The organism is Franconibacter pulveris, assembly GCF_056780215.1.
On sequence record NZ_CM165555.1, the window covers coordinates 3,068,593 to 3,083,376 of the forward strand.

The 14,784-nt window shown below is 57.4% G+C and carries 12 protein-coding genes and 1 tRNA gene; 6 read left to right on the forward strand and 7 right to left on the reverse strand.

All coding sequences use genetic code 11. The features are described from left to right. Nucleotides 1-144: 144 nt before the first annotated feature. A tRNA-Asn gene (locus ACU4F7_RS14545) sits at nt 145-220 on the forward strand. A 32-nt stretch (nt 221-252) separates the two neighbouring features. On the opposite strand, the gene ldtA is transcribed toward ACU4F7_RS14545, so the two are convergent. The 3 genes from ldtA to ACU4F7_RS14560 form a co-directional block, all read right to left on the reverse strand. Further along, nucleotides 253-1,158, reverse strand: a complete 906-nt coding sequence (gene ldtA, locus ACU4F7_RS14550; protein ID WP_481638740.1) for a L,D-transpeptidase — start codon at nt 1,156-1,158, stop codon at nt 253-255. Between the two features lie 280 nt (nt 1,159-1,438). Further along, nucleotides 1,439-1,774, reverse strand: a complete 336-nt coding sequence (locus ACU4F7_RS14555; protein ID WP_024552600.1) for a DUF496 family protein — start codon at nt 1,772-1,774, stop codon at nt 1,439-1,441. 179 nt (nt 1,775-1,953) lie between these two features. Continuing rightward, the gene (locus ACU4F7_RS14560; protein ID WP_481637207.1) at nt 1,954-3,012 is read right to left on the reverse strand and encodes an FUSC family protein; all 1,059 of its coding nucleotides are present in this window, start codon (nt 3,010-3,012) and stop codon (nt 1,954-1,956) included. Between the two features lie 280 nt (nt 3,013-3,292). Here ACU4F7_RS14560 and ACU4F7_RS14565 point away from each other — a divergent pair, with 280 nt between their 5' ends. The 3 genes from ACU4F7_RS14565 to ACU4F7_RS14575 are packed head-to-tail and all read left to right on the forward strand — an operon-like array spanning nt 3,293 to nt 7,023. Then, entirely contained in the window at nt 3,293-4,045 is a 753-nt protein-coding gene (locus tag ACU4F7_RS14565; RefSeq protein ID WP_029593263.1) for a gluconate 2-dehydrogenase subunit 3 family protein, read from the forward strand. Nucleotides 4,046-4,048: 3 nt separating this feature from the next. Beyond that, on the forward strand, nt 4,049-5,809 hold the full coding sequence (locus ACU4F7_RS14570; protein WP_029593264.1) for a GMC family oxidoreductase: 1,761 nt from the start codon (nt 4,049-4,051) through the stop codon (nt 5,807-5,809). Then, the gene (locus ACU4F7_RS14575) at nt 5,806-7,023 is read left to right on the forward strand and encodes a cytochrome c (protein ID WP_029593265.1); all 1,218 of its coding nucleotides are present in this window, start codon (nt 5,806-5,808) and stop codon (nt 7,021-7,023) included. Before ACU4F7_RS14570 ends, ACU4F7_RS14575 begins: the two co-directional genes overlap by 4 nt. 64 nt (nt 7,024-7,087) lie before the next feature. Here the strand turns inward: ACU4F7_RS14575 and sbmC are convergent, their stop codons facing one another. After that, the gene (gene sbmC, locus ACU4F7_RS14580; RefSeq protein ID WP_029593266.1) at nt 7,088-7,564 is read right to left on the reverse strand and encodes a DNA gyrase inhibitor SbmC; all 477 of its coding nucleotides are present in this window, start codon (nt 7,562-7,564) and stop codon (nt 7,088-7,090) included. A 77-nt stretch (nt 7,565-7,641) separates the two neighbouring features. Next, nucleotides 7,642-8,814: a serine-type D-Ala-D-Ala carboxypeptidase DacD gene (dacD, locus tag ACU4F7_RS14585; protein WP_029593267.1), complete on the reverse strand. Its 1,173-nt coding sequence runs from the start codon at nt 8,812-8,814 to the stop codon at nt 7,642-7,644. Between the two features lie 215 nt (nt 8,815-9,029). Here dacD and ACU4F7_RS14590 point away from each other — a divergent pair, with 215 nt between their 5' ends. Together ACU4F7_RS14590 and sbcB are read left to right on the forward strand one after the other, a co-directional pair. Then, complete coding sequence (locus ACU4F7_RS14590) at nt 9,030-10,181, forward strand: acyltransferase family protein (RefSeq protein WP_029593268.1); 1,152 nt, start codon at nt 9,030-9,032, stop codon at nt 10,179-10,181. A 90-nt stretch (nt 10,182-10,271) separates the two neighbouring features. After that, complete coding sequence (sbcB, locus tag ACU4F7_RS14595; protein ID WP_029593269.1) at nt 10,272-11,699, forward strand: exodeoxyribonuclease I; 1,428 nt, start codon at nt 10,272-10,274, stop codon at nt 11,697-11,699. 177 nt (nt 11,700-11,876) lie between these two features. Here sbcB and ACU4F7_RS14600 read toward each other — a convergent pair whose 3' ends face one another. Next, nucleotides 11,877-13,241 (reverse strand): APC family permease, encoded by a 1,365-nt coding sequence (locus ACU4F7_RS14600; protein ID WP_029593270.1) that lies wholly within the window; start codon nt 13,239-13,241, stop codon nt 11,877-11,879. Nucleotides 13,242-13,428: 187 nt separating this feature from the next. Next, nucleotides 13,429-14,727, reverse strand: coding sequence for a 4-aminobutyrate--2-oxoglutarate transaminase (gabT, locus tag ACU4F7_RS14605; protein ID WP_029593271.1), 1,299 nt, complete (start codon nt 14,725-14,727; stop codon nt 13,429-13,431). Nucleotides 14,728-14,784 lie beyond the last annotated feature (57 nt).

Below are 14,784 nucleotides of genomic sequence, written 5' to 3' on the forward strand. Positions count from 1 at the left end.
GGTTAGTTCGTAAACAACTGCAAAGTTTTTCCGGTAAATTGCTAAAAAACAGGGGGCGCTGTGTGGTTTTAGAGCAACTGAACGCGACGCGATGAAATCGTGTTTGACAAATTCCGCGGCGACGCTAAGATTAGCCTCCACAATTCCTCTGTAGTTCAGTCGGTAGAACGGCGGACTGTTAATCCGTATGTCACTGGTTCGAGTCCAGTCAGAGGAGCCAAATTCGAAAGCCCGCTAAACTGCGGGCTTTTTTTATAGCCCGTTTGTCCCGGCAGAGGCAAAGCCAATCTGCACCGGCATTCCCGATCTTCGCTCCATCGCTTCGGTTACCGCCGCCGCGTTCACGCTTCCCTCCTGCATCGCTTTTCGCAATACCGGCTGCACCGACAGCGGTACACGCTTGTTCGATTCAAACTCCACCCGGTTACGCGACAACGGTTCATGCACTTCCAGCCAGCGCGAGCCGTCAGGCTCGGTGGTGAACTTCACCGGCTGGTCGATAATCTGTACGCGAGTGCCAACCGGCACATTATCAAACAGGTATTTAATATCGGCGTCACGCAGACGAATGCAGCCCTGACTCACCCGCAGGCCAATGCCAAAACGCGCATTCGTGCCGTGGATGGCATACAGCCTGCCAATATAAATCGCATAGCGGCCCATGGGGTTTTCCGGGCCTGGCGGCACCATCGCTGGCAGCGTCTCACCGCGGCTTTCATACTCACGTCGGGTATTGGCCGTTGGCACCCAGGCGGGCGCCTCCTGCTTGCGCTCCACGCGTGTCACCCAGTTTCGCGGCGTCTCACGGCCCGCCTGGCCGATGCCGATGGGCAGCACTTCCACCGTATTGGTGTCGGGCGGATAGTAGTAAAGCCGCATCTCCGCCACGTTAATGACAATCCCTTCCCGCTTTGTATCAGGCAGGATCAGCTGCTGCGGAATGACCAGTGTCGTGCCTGCGGCGGGCAGGAAAGGATCGACGCCTGGATTCGCTTCCAGCATATTGCTCAGCCCCTGGCTGTAAGTCGCGGCGAAAGATTCTAACGGCTCGGTATTGCCCTGCGGCACCACCACGCTAAACGTATTGCCGACCAGACGGCTGCCCTCCGACGGCAGCAACCAGGTGACAGCGAGCCCGGCGCGCATGGCGGCGACCATCAGCAAAGCGGCAAGCAACAACACTCTGGCCATAGGTTTTCCTGTATCCGGGGGATGAGTTAAGTCATTACCCGCGCCGTCTGTTAAAGCCATCATGCTACGGTATGTTTTTGTTAACGTCAGAAAACCAGGAGTCGGCTTTTGGCGAGGACAGGATAAATTTTAGCACAGGCACGGGGCAGCCTGTTTCGGGCAGCGGGAAGCGCAACGAACGCGCACCGCCTGAACGCCCTTTTGCGGGATGCGGGCGTAAAAAAACCGCCCGGAGGCGGTTTATCGCTTATTCGCCTTTCGGCTCGTGGGCTTTCAGTTCGCCCATCGCTTTAAGCTTTTTGGAGATCTCACGGCGCTCTTTGGAGATTTCCGCATTCTTGATGATGTAATCATCCACGCGGTCTTCATAGTCGCTTTTCATGCTGGCGATGATGCCCTGAATGGCCTCTACGCTCATGCCAGGCTTGATGTAGTCGCTCAGGTTGTCGAGCAGCAGCACGCGCTTCTGGTTGTCACGGATCTTTTTCTCAACGTCCTGAATTTCGCGCTGAAGTTTGTTTTTACGACGGAACAAGCGGACAAACTCAAGCACGTCCTGGAATGAAGGTTTGCTGTTTTCCATTTTTACACCCCTGCTAATTTTGAGACTCGGATTCGTTAAACAACCGCGACCTGGTTAAACATAGCCTTTCAGGGCTGCGGATGACAATGGCTTACGCCGGATAAATACCCTGCCGGTATCATAACCTTAAACGCGGCTGAATCGAAACAACCTGCCTGCGCGCCCGCGTTGTCTGATTCTTATTTGCGCAACGCCCGGCAGATAAGCTGCGAGAGCCGCTCAAGCTGGCGCGCCAGCTCCATGCTCAACCAGACATAGCCGTGAATGGAAGTTTCCACCAGCTCGCCGTACTGTTCGTCGCGCATCAGCGTACGCAGCTCCTGCACAATTTCCGCCAGCTTTTCGTTATTGGCCAGCGCGGGCGAAGGGTTGCCTTCGTGCAGCGCCTGCGACAAGGCCTCAAAGGTGCGCTGCGTCATCAACTGCACGTCGCGCAGCGTGCGGGCGTTAATCATCAGGAAATGGCTTTCGCGCGAGGCCCAGTAGGCGTTGATTTGCATCTCAAGCGTGCAGACCATATTGCGGCTGGTGGTCTGGATGGCCTCGTAAATCGCTTTTTGAATATGCGTCTCTTTGCTGGCGGGCGTGATAAGCGCGCGCATCTTCACCACGTCGCTAAGCACTTTCTGCAACGGTTTGTCGAGCCGCGGCCGCTCCACCAGATTAGGCGAAAAACCCGCCTGGTAAATGCGGTTAAAGTCGCCTATCAGCTTCGCCATCTGGATGCGCCAGTGGATAAAGGCGCGCTGCGGCAGTACGCTTGTAAAAAGCATCGCCAGCAGTGAGCCGAAAATCACATCGCCGCTTCGCCATAGCGCCACTTCCATATCGCCGCTCGGCGAACCCACCACCACAGAAAGGGTAATGCCTATCAGCAGCGCCTGGTAGGGGCGTTTGCCAAGGGTCAGGTAGCCGCACAGAAACATCGCCAGCGCGCACCAGATAAGCATCAGCGGCAACGAAAACAGTTCAAGCCGGAGGGCCACCAGCCCAAGCGCGGCGCCTAAAATGGTGCCGCCGATGCGCTCAAAGGCGCGGGGCACGACGTTGCCCCAGAATGAAATAGGCCCCATCACCACCACCAGCGTGATAAGCGGCCAGGTGCCCTCGGGCACCTGAACGAGGCGCACGATTAAAAACGTGAGGATAAAAGCCAGCGCAATGCGCACGCCATGCACAATGCGATAGTGACGATAAATGCGCACCTCGAAAGGCGTTAAAGTCTTGTCGGGACGCACACCCGCTCTCCACTTGCCAAAAGGCTAATTGTACCCGCTTTTCGCGCTTTCAGGCCATATAACCCTGTTTTTTACCGCGTTATTTGCCCTTTTTTCACCCCCTGTACTACTGTCTTCTTAGTCTAAAAAAACACACAAATACATATTTCTTAACATTTCTGACATTTCATTACAGGAGATAAACCTTTTCTTAACAATGCAAAGCGAGCTACCCTTTAAATACTTCGCTGCGTAATCATTTCACGCGGTGGTTTTTTTATGCACATCTAAGGAAGCAATAATGCGCAAGCCACAAAAAACGCTGCCTGGGGTCACCCGACGGCAGGTTCTGAAATGGTCTGGCGCGGCGCTAACCCTGGGTGCCGGTTCCGCAAAAGCAATCACGTTAACTGGTACACCCGGCTGGCAGCCGTTCGCCGATAATCCTCCCGAAACGTTCGACGCGCAGGGTTGGCTTTTCCTCACCGCTGATGAAGCGGCCACGCTTGAAGCGATAGTTGACCGCCTGATCCCCGCGGACGATCTCAGCCCTGGCGGCAAAGAGATGGGCTGCGCGGTGTTTATCGACCGTCAGCTTCACGGTTTTTACGGCAACTTTGAACGCCTGTACATGGAAGGCCCGTTTCAGGAAGGCACGCCGGAGCAAGGCGACCAGTCTGCGCTGACGCCCCGTCAGCGCTACCGCATCGGCCTCGCCGCGCTGAACAAGTACACGCAGCAGCAGTTTCAAAAACCGTTCCGCGCGCTTTCCGGCGATGACCAGGACAAGGTGCTGGCGGGCCTTGAGAAAGGCGACATTGAGCTGGAAGGCATTGTCGGCACCCTCTTCTTCGCCCAGTTGCTCAGCAACACCACCGAAGGTTTCTTCGCCGACCCGGTCTATGGCGGCAACCGCGACATGGCTGCCTGGAAAATGCTCGGTTTTCCCGGCGCGCGCTACGACTACCGCGATTTCATTGAGAAACACAACGTAGAACTGAAATTTCCGCCGGTCAGCATTCAGGGCGGACCTCAATGGAATAAAAAGGCATAAAACATGGCGAAGAAATTACCTAAAACCGACGTGGTCGTGGTGGGCCTCGGTTGGGCGGGCTCTATTATCGCAAAAGAACTCGCCGATGAAGGTCTTAACGTGGTCGGCATTGAACGCGGCCCGTGGCGCGACACCGCGCGCGACTTCAATATCAACACCGTCCCGGACGAATTACGTTACGTGCAGCGCCAGGAGCTGATGCTGCGCACCCGGCAAAACACCTGCACCATGCGCAACAATCCGTCGCAGACGGCGCTGCCGATGCGCAGTTGGGGGTCTTTCCACCCAGGCAACGGCACCGGCGGCGCGGGCAACCACTGGGCGGGTATCACCTTCCGCTTCCAGCCGGAAGAGTTTCGCTTAAAAAGCCACTTGCTTGAGCGCTACGGCAGCATTCCTGACGAGCTGGTGCTGCAGGACTGGGGCACCACCTGGGAGGAGATGGAACCGCACTACATGGCGTTTGAGCGCGTGGCGGGCACCTCCGGCAAAGCAGGCGTGCTGAACGGCCAGCGCCAGGAAGGCGGCAACCCGTTCGAAGGCACCCGCAGCGGCGAATACCCTACGCCGCCGTTGCGCCAGCCCTATGGCCCGGTGCTGTTCGCCGACGCGGCGAAGAACATGGGGTATACCCCTTTCCCGGTGCCTTCTTCACTGGTCTCAGAGGCTTACACCAACCAGTACGGCGTAACCATGGGCCCCTGCACCTTCTGCGGTTTCTGCACCAACTACGGCTGCGCCAACTACTCCAAAGCCAGCGCCATCGTCAACGTGCTCCCTGCGCTGCTGCGCCAGGAGAACTTTGAAGCGCGCACCTTCTGCGAAGTGTTGCAGGTCAATACCGACAACACCGGCAAGCAGGCGACGGGCGTCACCTACATCGACTCCTCCGGCGACGAGTGGGAGCAACCGGCTGACCTGGTCATCGTTGCGGCGTTTACCTTTGAGAACGTTCGCCTGATGCTGCTCTCCGGCATCGGCAAGCCTTACGATCCGGTGACCAACGCCGGCACCACCGGGCGCAACTATGCCTACCAGACCGCTAACGGCGTGACGCTTTTCTTTGATGATAAGAAGTTCAACCCGTTCATCGGCGCGGGCGCGGTGGGCATGGGCATCGACGACTTCAATAACGATAACTTCGACCACAGCGGCCTGGGTTTCTTCGGCGGCGGCAGCATCCGCGTAACGCCAATCGGCGGCGCGCCGATTAACTATCACCCGACACCGCCGGGCTCGCCGAAATGGGGCAAAGGCTGGAAAGAGGCGATGGTGAAAAACTACCAGAGCACCATGTCGATTGGCTGCGAGGCGAGCAGTTACACCACGCGCACCAACTATCTGTCGCTCGACCCGAACTACAAAGATCATCTGGGGCGTCCGCTGCTGCGCATCACCTTCGACTTCCCGGAAAACGATCTGAAAATGGCGCAGTACTGCACCGGCAAAGTGGCGGAAATCGCCAAAGCGATGGGGCCGCGCGAGATAGTCGCCAAGCCGACCACCGGTCACTGGAACAGCGTGCCGTACCAGTCTTCCCACGTGGTGGGCGGCTTTATCATGGGCGCCGATCCTTCCACCAGCTCGGTGAACAAGCATCTCCAGGTATGGGATGTGCCGAACCTGTTTGTGGTGGGCGCTTCCGCCTTCCCGCAAAACCCGGGTTACAACCCGACCGGCACCGTGGGCGCGCTGGCGTTTAAAGCAGCGCACGCCATCCGCAACTTCTACCTGAAAAACCCGGGGGAGATGATAAGCGTATGAAACGACTAGCTGCTTTATCGCTTCTCGCTCTCGGTCTCGCGTCGTTCGGCGCGCAGGCGCAGCCGGAGTTCGAGCAGGTTGAAAAAGGGCGCTATCTGGCGACTGTGGGCGACTGTACGGCCTGCCACACCAGCGATCCGCAAAAACCGTTCGCAGGCGGCGTGGAAATCAGCACCCCGTTCGGCAAGCTGGTAGGGGCCAACATCACCCCGGACAGCGAAACCGGCATCGGCAACTGGACTTACGATGACTTTAAACGCGCCATGTCCGAAGGGATCGGCCACGGCGGCAAGCGGCTCTACGGCGCAATGCCGTTTACCGCTTACACCAAAGTCACCGATGAGGATAACCGCGCTATCTGGGCATACCTGCAAACGCTGGAGCCCATCCATAACCCGGTGGAAACCAACCTGCTGCCCTTCCCGTTCAACATCCGCACCAGCCTGATTGGCTGGAACTGGCTGAACTTCGACAGGGGCGTTTACCAGCCGGATATGTCGAAATCCGCGGAGTGGAACCGCGGCGCCTATCTGGTGCAGGGCCTTGGCCACTGCGGCACCTGCCATACGCCGAAAAACATGATAGGCGGCGATAAGAACGACAACTTCTTGCAGGGAACGGAGATAGAAAACTGGTGGGCGCCGAATATTACCGCCGCCAATCACCAGGGCATTGGCCGCTGGAGCGAGCAGGATATCAAGGATTACCTGCGCACCGGCGTAAACCGCTATGACATCGCCTCCGGGCCGATGGCCGAGCAGGTGAAAAACTCTTCCCAATACTGGAAAGAGGAAGACCTGCAGGCGGTGGCGGTCTACCTGAAATCGCTCGGCGTGAAAGATGAGAAGGTGCCGGCGCCGCTTAAAGGCGACGACAAGCAGATGATTGCAGGACGCCACATCTACTTCGACCGCTGCTCCGCCTGCCATGGCTCGTCGGGCAAGGGCGAGAAGAACATCTTCCCGCAGCTGGCGAACAACTCGCTGGTCAATGCCCCTGAGCCGGTTTCGCTGGCGCACGTGGTGCTGGCGGGCAGCCGCGGCGTGGATACCGACGCGCGCCCAACCGCCCCGGCGATGCCAGCTTTCGCGAGCATCATGACCGATGAAGAGATAGCGACCGTTCTGACCTATATCCGCAATAGCTGGGGCAACTCGGCGCCGGCGGTCAGCGCAGACGATGTGAAGAAAATGCGCGAACGCTTAACGCCGTAAGGCGTGGTGAGGCGCAAAAAAACAGAGGCCACCCCCAGGGTGGCCTTTTTACTGGCTAAACGCCTTATTCCGTGGCGTTCGGCCCGACAGGAATATACATGGCGATATCCCAGTGGCCGTCGGCCTGCCCATCATTGAGGTAGATTTCAAAGCAGGGTTTATCCGCCACCCGGTTTTTACCGTCGTGGTGCAGCTTAACGAAAAATTCATCCCAGGCGGAGGCGAAATCCTGGTTCACCACTTTGGTTTTCGCCACCGCATACTCGCCGCCCGGCAGCTTCGTCAGGATCACGCCTTCGCTGTTCTCCGGCAGGCTAAAGCCCTCCGGCACGGAAACCACGACATCCGCCCGCAGCTTCTCCGGAGGCACTTTTTCCGGGTTATCGTAATAAACGGCGATCCATTCATTGGGCTGGATAGCTTTATTATCCACCCACATCGTTAGCTGCTCGAACCCCTGCGGCACCGTTTGCTCCCAGGGGCCGACCAGATGAAAGCCTGCAATAGCGCGCTCGGGTACCTGCTCAATGGTGTAGTTCATGCTCTCTCCTCACGGTTTAAATAACCGAGTATAGATAGTTCTCACCAACAAGCCGTGCGATAGCCCGCAAGCGCGCCTTACAGTTTTTGATGCAGGTAGTCGCTAAGGCGCGAGAACATACCGCCCTTTTCAACGCTACCCAGGGTAACCAGCGGCCAGTGCGCCACCACTTTATCGCGGTCATAAAGCTGAATTTCACCAATGCGCGTGTTGGCCGCCAGCGGCGCGTCCAGCTCCGGTTTTTCCAGCACGTAGCGCGCTTTGATATTCGCCACTTCCGCCTTCGGCAGCGTAAGCCAGAAATCCTGGTCGGTGCCGACGTTCACCTGCTCTTTATCGCCGTACCAGACCCGCTCGGTTCCCACCTTTTTGCCTTTATGCAGGATCTGCACGGTGTCGAAATTCTGCTGGCCCCAGTGCAACAGCTTGCGCGCCTGCTCTTCGCGCCCTTTCGGGCTTTCGCCGCCCATGATTACCGCAATCAGGCGGCGGTTGCCGTCAACGCTGGAGGCGATGATGTTAAAACCGGCGCCGGAAGTATGGCCGGTTTTAAGCCCGTCCACGTTCAGGCTCTTATCCCACAGCAGGCCGTTGCGGTTCTGCTGGGTGATGCCGTTCCAGGTCAGGCTTTTCTCGCTGTACATATGGTAGAACGACGGCTCGCCGTGAATGATGGCGCGGGAAAGCACCGCCAGGTCATACGCCGAGCTGTGCTGGCCGGGGGCGTCCAGGCCGTGCACCGTTTCGAAATGCGTATCCGCCAGATGCAGCTTTTGCGCGTAATTGTTCATCATGGCGACAAACTGTTGCTCGCCGCCCGCCACATAATCCGCCAGCGCCACGCAGGCGTCGTTGCCGGAATCGACAATCAGCCCACGGCTCAGATCGCGCACCGTTACGCGATCGCCTGCTTTTAAAAACATCAGCGAAGAGCCTTCAAACACCGGGTTGTCTTTTGCCCAGGCGTCGCGACCTACGGTCACGATGTCGTCGGCAGTAATACGATGGCTGTCAATAGCGCGATCCACGACATAGCCGGTCATCAGCTTGGTCAGGCTGGCCGGGTTGCGCTGCTGGTGCTCGTTATTTGCCGTAAGGATTTGGCCCGTGGTGTAATCCATCAACACCCAGGCGCCCGCCTGAATTTGCGGCGGCACCGGCGAACCGCTTATCGGGGTATCCGCAAAGGCGGGGCAAGCAAGAAAAACGAACAAAGAAGCGGCAAATAAAGGGCGAAGTTTCAACAGCATATCCTCAATGACATATTTTTCGCCGCCTGTTTTACGGGAGTTCTTATTTCGTTGCGCGGGCAAATTGCAAGGAAATATTTCTCAAAATCTGTACGCCGCTATTTCCATAGATTTGCGGTAATTCTGATAATCAGACATTCTCATGCTGTTCCGATTGCCCTGAATGCTTTTTTCCTGGTTTCATGCATCCTTATTTTAACCAGAGGAAAAACGTTATGGCGCAGGGCAAAAACTGGTCGCCGGAGCTGGAGGGGCTACGGGGCATCGCCTCGCTGTGGGTGCTTTTTGGGCATATTTGTCTGCTGGTGCAGTGCCGTATTCCGCTGCTTTACGACCCGGGCATGGGGGTTGATCTGTTTATTTTGCTGTCGGGCTATCTGATGGCGAAAAATTATCAGGACCGGCGTGAAAAAGCGCCGTGGAATAGCCTGGCGACCATCCGGGAGTTCTGGCTACGACGCTTTTTCAGGATCGCTCCGCTCTATTATTTGTTACTTATCGTCGCGCTTATTTTCGGCGGCCTGTTTGGCGAGTGTCGTGATATTATCGCCAGCGCCTGGATTTCCACCCAGACCGACGCCAGCCGTTACGCCGATCATTCATTCCTTAATATCCTCACCCACCTGAGCTTTATTTTTGGCGCGTTGCCGGACTATTCCTTCCGTACCGTGCTGCCGGACTGGAGCATTGGTCTGGAGATGCAGTTCTACCTGCTGTTTCCGTTTATTATGCTGATGGTGATGCGCTGGGGTTTTATGCTCAGCGCGTTGGTGGTCATGGTGGTTTGCCTCGCGGCGCGCTTTTTGCTGGCGGATTACTTCGACGCCTTCCCGATGCCGTCGATGATTTTAATTAAGCTGCCGCTGTTTCTGGCGGGCATGGTGATGGCGCAGGCGGTGCGCGAAAGCAACCTGCGGCTCTGGCTGGTGGCGCTGCTCGCCCCGCTTTGCGCCGCCTGGATGGGCATTGCGGTTACGCCGGTGCGGCTGGCGGCGCAGTGGGTGATGATTATCGGCATGACGGCGCTGCTGTGGCAGGCGACGGAAGGCTCGCGCCTTGAGCGCGCCATGCGCTTGCCAAAGCGTCTGCTGACGCTACGGATAAGCCAGTTTCTGGGCGATGTCTCCTATTCCGTTTACCTTTTGCATCTGATGATTGTCATCCCGACTATCGCGCTGCTGGTGAACTACAGCAATTTTGAGCATCTCCCCTCGCCCGTACGCATGCTGATGGTGGCGGCGCTCTGCACGCCTGTGGTTTACCTGTGCGCCTGGGGGCTTTTCCACCGGGTGGAAAAACCGGGCATTGCGCTCGGCAGGCGCGTTATTACCGGCAAGAATGTCCGGCCGGAGCAGGTTTTACCCTGATAAAAGGGCGCTTCGGCGCCCTTTTTCTTCTGCTTGTCGGGGGGATGGTTTACCATTAAAGACAGTGTATTACTGACTGGAAAAATCCCCGTGTCTGAGCCTTCGGCGCAACCCACTTTTCTGTTTCATGATTATGAAACCTTCGGCACCAGCCCGTCGCTGGACCGGCCCGCCCAGTTCGCCGCGCTGCGAACCGACGAAAATTTCAACGCGCTTGGCGAACCCGAGGTGTTCTACTGTAAACCGGCCGACGACTACCTGCCGCAGCCTGAAGCGGTGCTGATTACCGGCATTACGCCGCAGGAAGCGCTGGCGAAAGGCGAGAACGAAGCGGAATTCGCCCGGCGCATCCACGCCCTCTTCACCGTGCCAAAAACCTGCGTGGTGGGCTATAACAATGTCCGCTTTGATGACGAAGTGACGCGCAATATTTTCTATCGCAACTTCTACGACCCTTACGCCTGGAGCTGGCAGAACGATAACTCCCGCTGGGATTTGCTCGACGTCATGCGCGCCTGCTACGCGCTGCGCCCGGAAGGGATTGTCTGGCCGGAGAACAACGACGGCCTGCCGAGTTTCCGCCTGGAGCACCTTACCGCCGCCAATGGCATCGAGCACAGCAACGCGCATGACGCGATGGCGGACGTTCACGCCACCATCGCCATGGCGCAACTGGTGAAAACCCGCCAGCCGCGGCTGTTTGAGTACCTTTACAGCTATCGCAGCAAGCAGAAGCTGATGACGCTTATCGATATTCCGCAGATGAAACCGCTGGTGCATGTCTCTGGCATGTTCGGCGCCTGGCGCGGCAACACCAGCTGGATTGCGCCGCTCGCCTGGCACCCGGAAAACCGTAACGCGGTGATTGTGGCGGATCTGGCGGGCGATATCAGTCCGTTGCTGGAGCTCGACCACGACGCGCTGCGCGAGCGGCTCTATACGCCAAAAGCCAACCTTGGCGACGACCCGGCGGCGCCCATTAAGCTGATTCATCTGAATAAATGCCCGGTGCTGGCCCAGGCGAACACGCTGCGCCCGGAAGACGCGGAGCGTTTAGGCATCGACCGCCAGCAGTGTCTGGCGAACCTGAAGCTGCTGCGAGAAGCCCCGCAGGTGCGGGAAAAAGTGGTCGCGCTGTTTGCCGAAGCGCCGCCTTTTCCGCCGAGCGATAACGTCGATGCGAAGCTTTATGACGGCTTTTTCAGCGACGCCGACCGCGCGGGCATGCGCATCATCCTGCAAACGCCGCCGCAGAATCTGCCGGCGCTGGATATCACGTTTGCCGACAAGCGCATTGAGAAACTGCTGTTTAACTTCCGCGCCCGCAATTTCCCGGGCACGCTGGATGAAGCCGAGCAGCAGCGCTGGCTGCAGTACCGCCGCGACCGCTTTTCAGCGGAATTCCTGCAGGCGTACGCCCAGGAGCTGGAGATGCTCTACAACCAGTACGAAGGGGATAAAGAGAAAATCACGCTGATTAAGGCGCTGTATCAGTACGCGCAGGAAATCGTGGGCTAATGTAGCGCAGGTGGCGCTTCGCTTACCTGCTTTACGCGGCTTGATATTTTGAAACGCGGGTGAGCACAGCGCCGCCCGCCAGGGCGCAGAAGGGCCCTCTCCCGCCGCGTTTTTCTCTCACGCTCGCCCACATACAAAAAAGGCTCCCGTCGGGGAGCCTTTTTCTTTTCGCCTGAATTACGCGATATCTTCGTTGTACTGCGGAACCGGGTTGCGGAAGCTGCGGGTTACGCACGCCAGGTAAACCACGCCGATGCCCGCCCAGATAAGACCCAGCACCATGGAGCTTTCTTCCAGATTCAGCCACAGCGCGCCTACCGTCAACGCGCCGCAGATCGGCAGAATCAGGTAAGTGAAGTGATCTTTCAGCGTTTTGTTACGCTTCTCGCGGATCCAGAACTGAGAAATCACCGACAGGTTGACGAAGGTAAACGCCACCAGCGCACCGAAGTTAATCAGCGCCGTCGCCATCACCAGGTCGAAGTTAATCGCCATCAGCGCGATAGCGCCTACCAGCACCACGTTCAGCGCCGGGGTACGCCATTTCGGATGAACGTAGCCGAAGAAGCGGTTCGGAAATACGCCATCACGGCCCATAACGTACATCAGGCGCGCAACGCCCGCATGCGCCGCCATACCGGAAGCCAGCACGGTAATGGTGGAGAAAATCAGCGCCCCGACCTGGAACGCTTTGCCGGCTACGTAGAGCATGATTTCCGGCTGCGACGCGTCTGGATCTTTAAAACGCGAGATATCCGGGAAATAGAGCTGGATAAAGTACGTCGCTAAAATAAAGATAAGCCCGCCAATCAGCGCCGTCAGGAAGATAGCGCGCGGAATGACGCGGCCTGCGTCTTTCGTCTCTTCAGACAGGTTGCTAATGCCGTCAAAACCGGTGAAGGAGAAGCACAGAATCGTCGCCCCGGTAATCATTGGTATCACGTGCGCGTTTTCAGACCAGAACGGACGGGAGCTCACCAGCGTACCCGCGCCTTCGCCATGGGAAACGCCGTAAATCACCATGCCCAGAATAACGGCGATAAGCGCCACCTGCAGCACCACGATAATGGTGTTGAAGTTCGCCACGCCCTTCAGGGTGCGCATGTTGAAGACGGTCATGAAGGCGACCAGCACTATCACGAAGATCCATGATGGAATGCCTGGCACCAGCGCTTCAAAATAGATTTTCGCCAGCAGAATGTTGATCATCGGCGCGAACAGGTAGTCAAGCAGCGAAGACCAGCCCACCATGAAGCCCACGGTCGGGTTAATCGCTTTCTGGGCGTAAGTGTAGGCAGAACCCGCAGACGGGAAACGACGCACCAGTTTGCCGTAGCTCAGCGCGGTAAACAGAATCGCTACCAGCGCGAAGGCGTAGGCGGTCGGCACGTGACCATCCGTCAGGCCAGAAACAATACCAAACGTATCGAACAGCGTCATCGGCTGCATATAGGCCAGGCCCATCATTACAACCGGAATTAACGTAAGCGTTTTACGTAATTCCACGCGAGGGGTGTTAACGTTATTGACGTTATGCGACATGGTGATTTCCCCCTACGGCGAAAGCCAGCGCAAAAGCAAGGAATTGCCCCATCTTATATTCTTCCTCAGCGACACGACTGTCGATTTTTAGTAAGTATCTATCCGGTACGAAGCCCGGCCTCTTGAATTTAATGACGTTGCTAAGCTGCAAAAAAATAACCGACGCGTTTTACGTCGGTTATTTATCTCATTTTGCAGGGCGCGTATTTTGCACCATTTCGAGGCTCGATGACAAGATGTTGAGCCCCTCATCGATAATTTCTTTTTCCGCCGTGAGCGGAATAAGGAACCTGATAACGTTAGCACGCACTCCGCAGGAGAGCAAAACCAGGCCCTGTCGTCCCGCTTCCTGGACCAGCAGTTGGGTTAGCGTTTTGTCCGGGCGGTGGCTGTCTCGCCCTTCCACCAGCTCCATCGCCACCATCGCGCCAGAGCCGCGTACGTCGCCAATACAGTCATAGCGTTCGGCCAGTTCTTTGAGGCGGCTGATAAGCTGTTCGCCCTGCGCCTGCGCGCGTTCGTTAAGCCGCTCTTTTTCGATAAGCTCTGTGACCGCCAGCGCGGCGGCGATGCTGACGGGGGAACCGGCATAGGTGCCGCCAAGCCCGCCGGGCAGCGCTTTATCAAACAGCGCTTTCTTACCCACCAGCGCCGCCAGAGGAAAACCGCCCGCCAGGCTTTTGGCCATCGTGACCAGGTCAGGTTCGACGCCGGAATGCTCAATGGCGAAGGTTTTGCCGGTGCGGCAAAAGCCGCTTTGGATCTCATCGACGATAAGCACTATGCCATGCTTATCGCACAGCGCGCGGAGCTGCTTCATAAACTCCGGCGACGCGGCGTAAAACCCGCCCTCTCCCTGTACCGGTTCGATGATAATCGCCGCCACCTCGTCCGGGGAGACATCGGCCGCGAAGATGCCCGCCAGCGAAGCCAGGGCCTGGGTGTCGCTTACGCCAAGGTAAGAGGCTGGATAAGGCGCATGGTAGATGCCTGCCGGGAACGGGCCGTAGCCTTTTTTGTAGGGCTGCACTTTACCCGTCAGCGCCATTCCCAGTAGGGTGCGGCCATGAAACGCGCCGCGAAAGGCGATAACGGCGGAGCGACCGGTGGCGATGCGCGCCACTTTAATCGCGTTCTCCACCGCCTCCGCGCCCGTGGTGAGAAACAGCGTCTGGCACGGCTCGCTTATGGGCGCGAGTTTATTCAGGCGCTCCGCCAGCTCAATATAGTTGCCATAAGGGGTGACCTGAAAACAGGGGTGAGTAAAGTGGTCAAGCTGCGCTTTAACGGCTTCAATAACGGCCGGATGATTATGGCCGGTATTAAGCACCGCGATGCCCGAAGCGAAATCGATATAACGCCGCCCTTCCACATCCCAGAGTTCTGCATTTTTTGCCCGCTCAATATAAACCGGCAGTGCATTACCTACCCCTTGCGGCACGGCGTCGACGCGCCGCTGCTGCCATTGCTGGTTAGTCTGACTCATACAACCTCCTTGCGCATAAAACCCCTGCGTTAACAACACAGTGGTGAAAGAAAAACG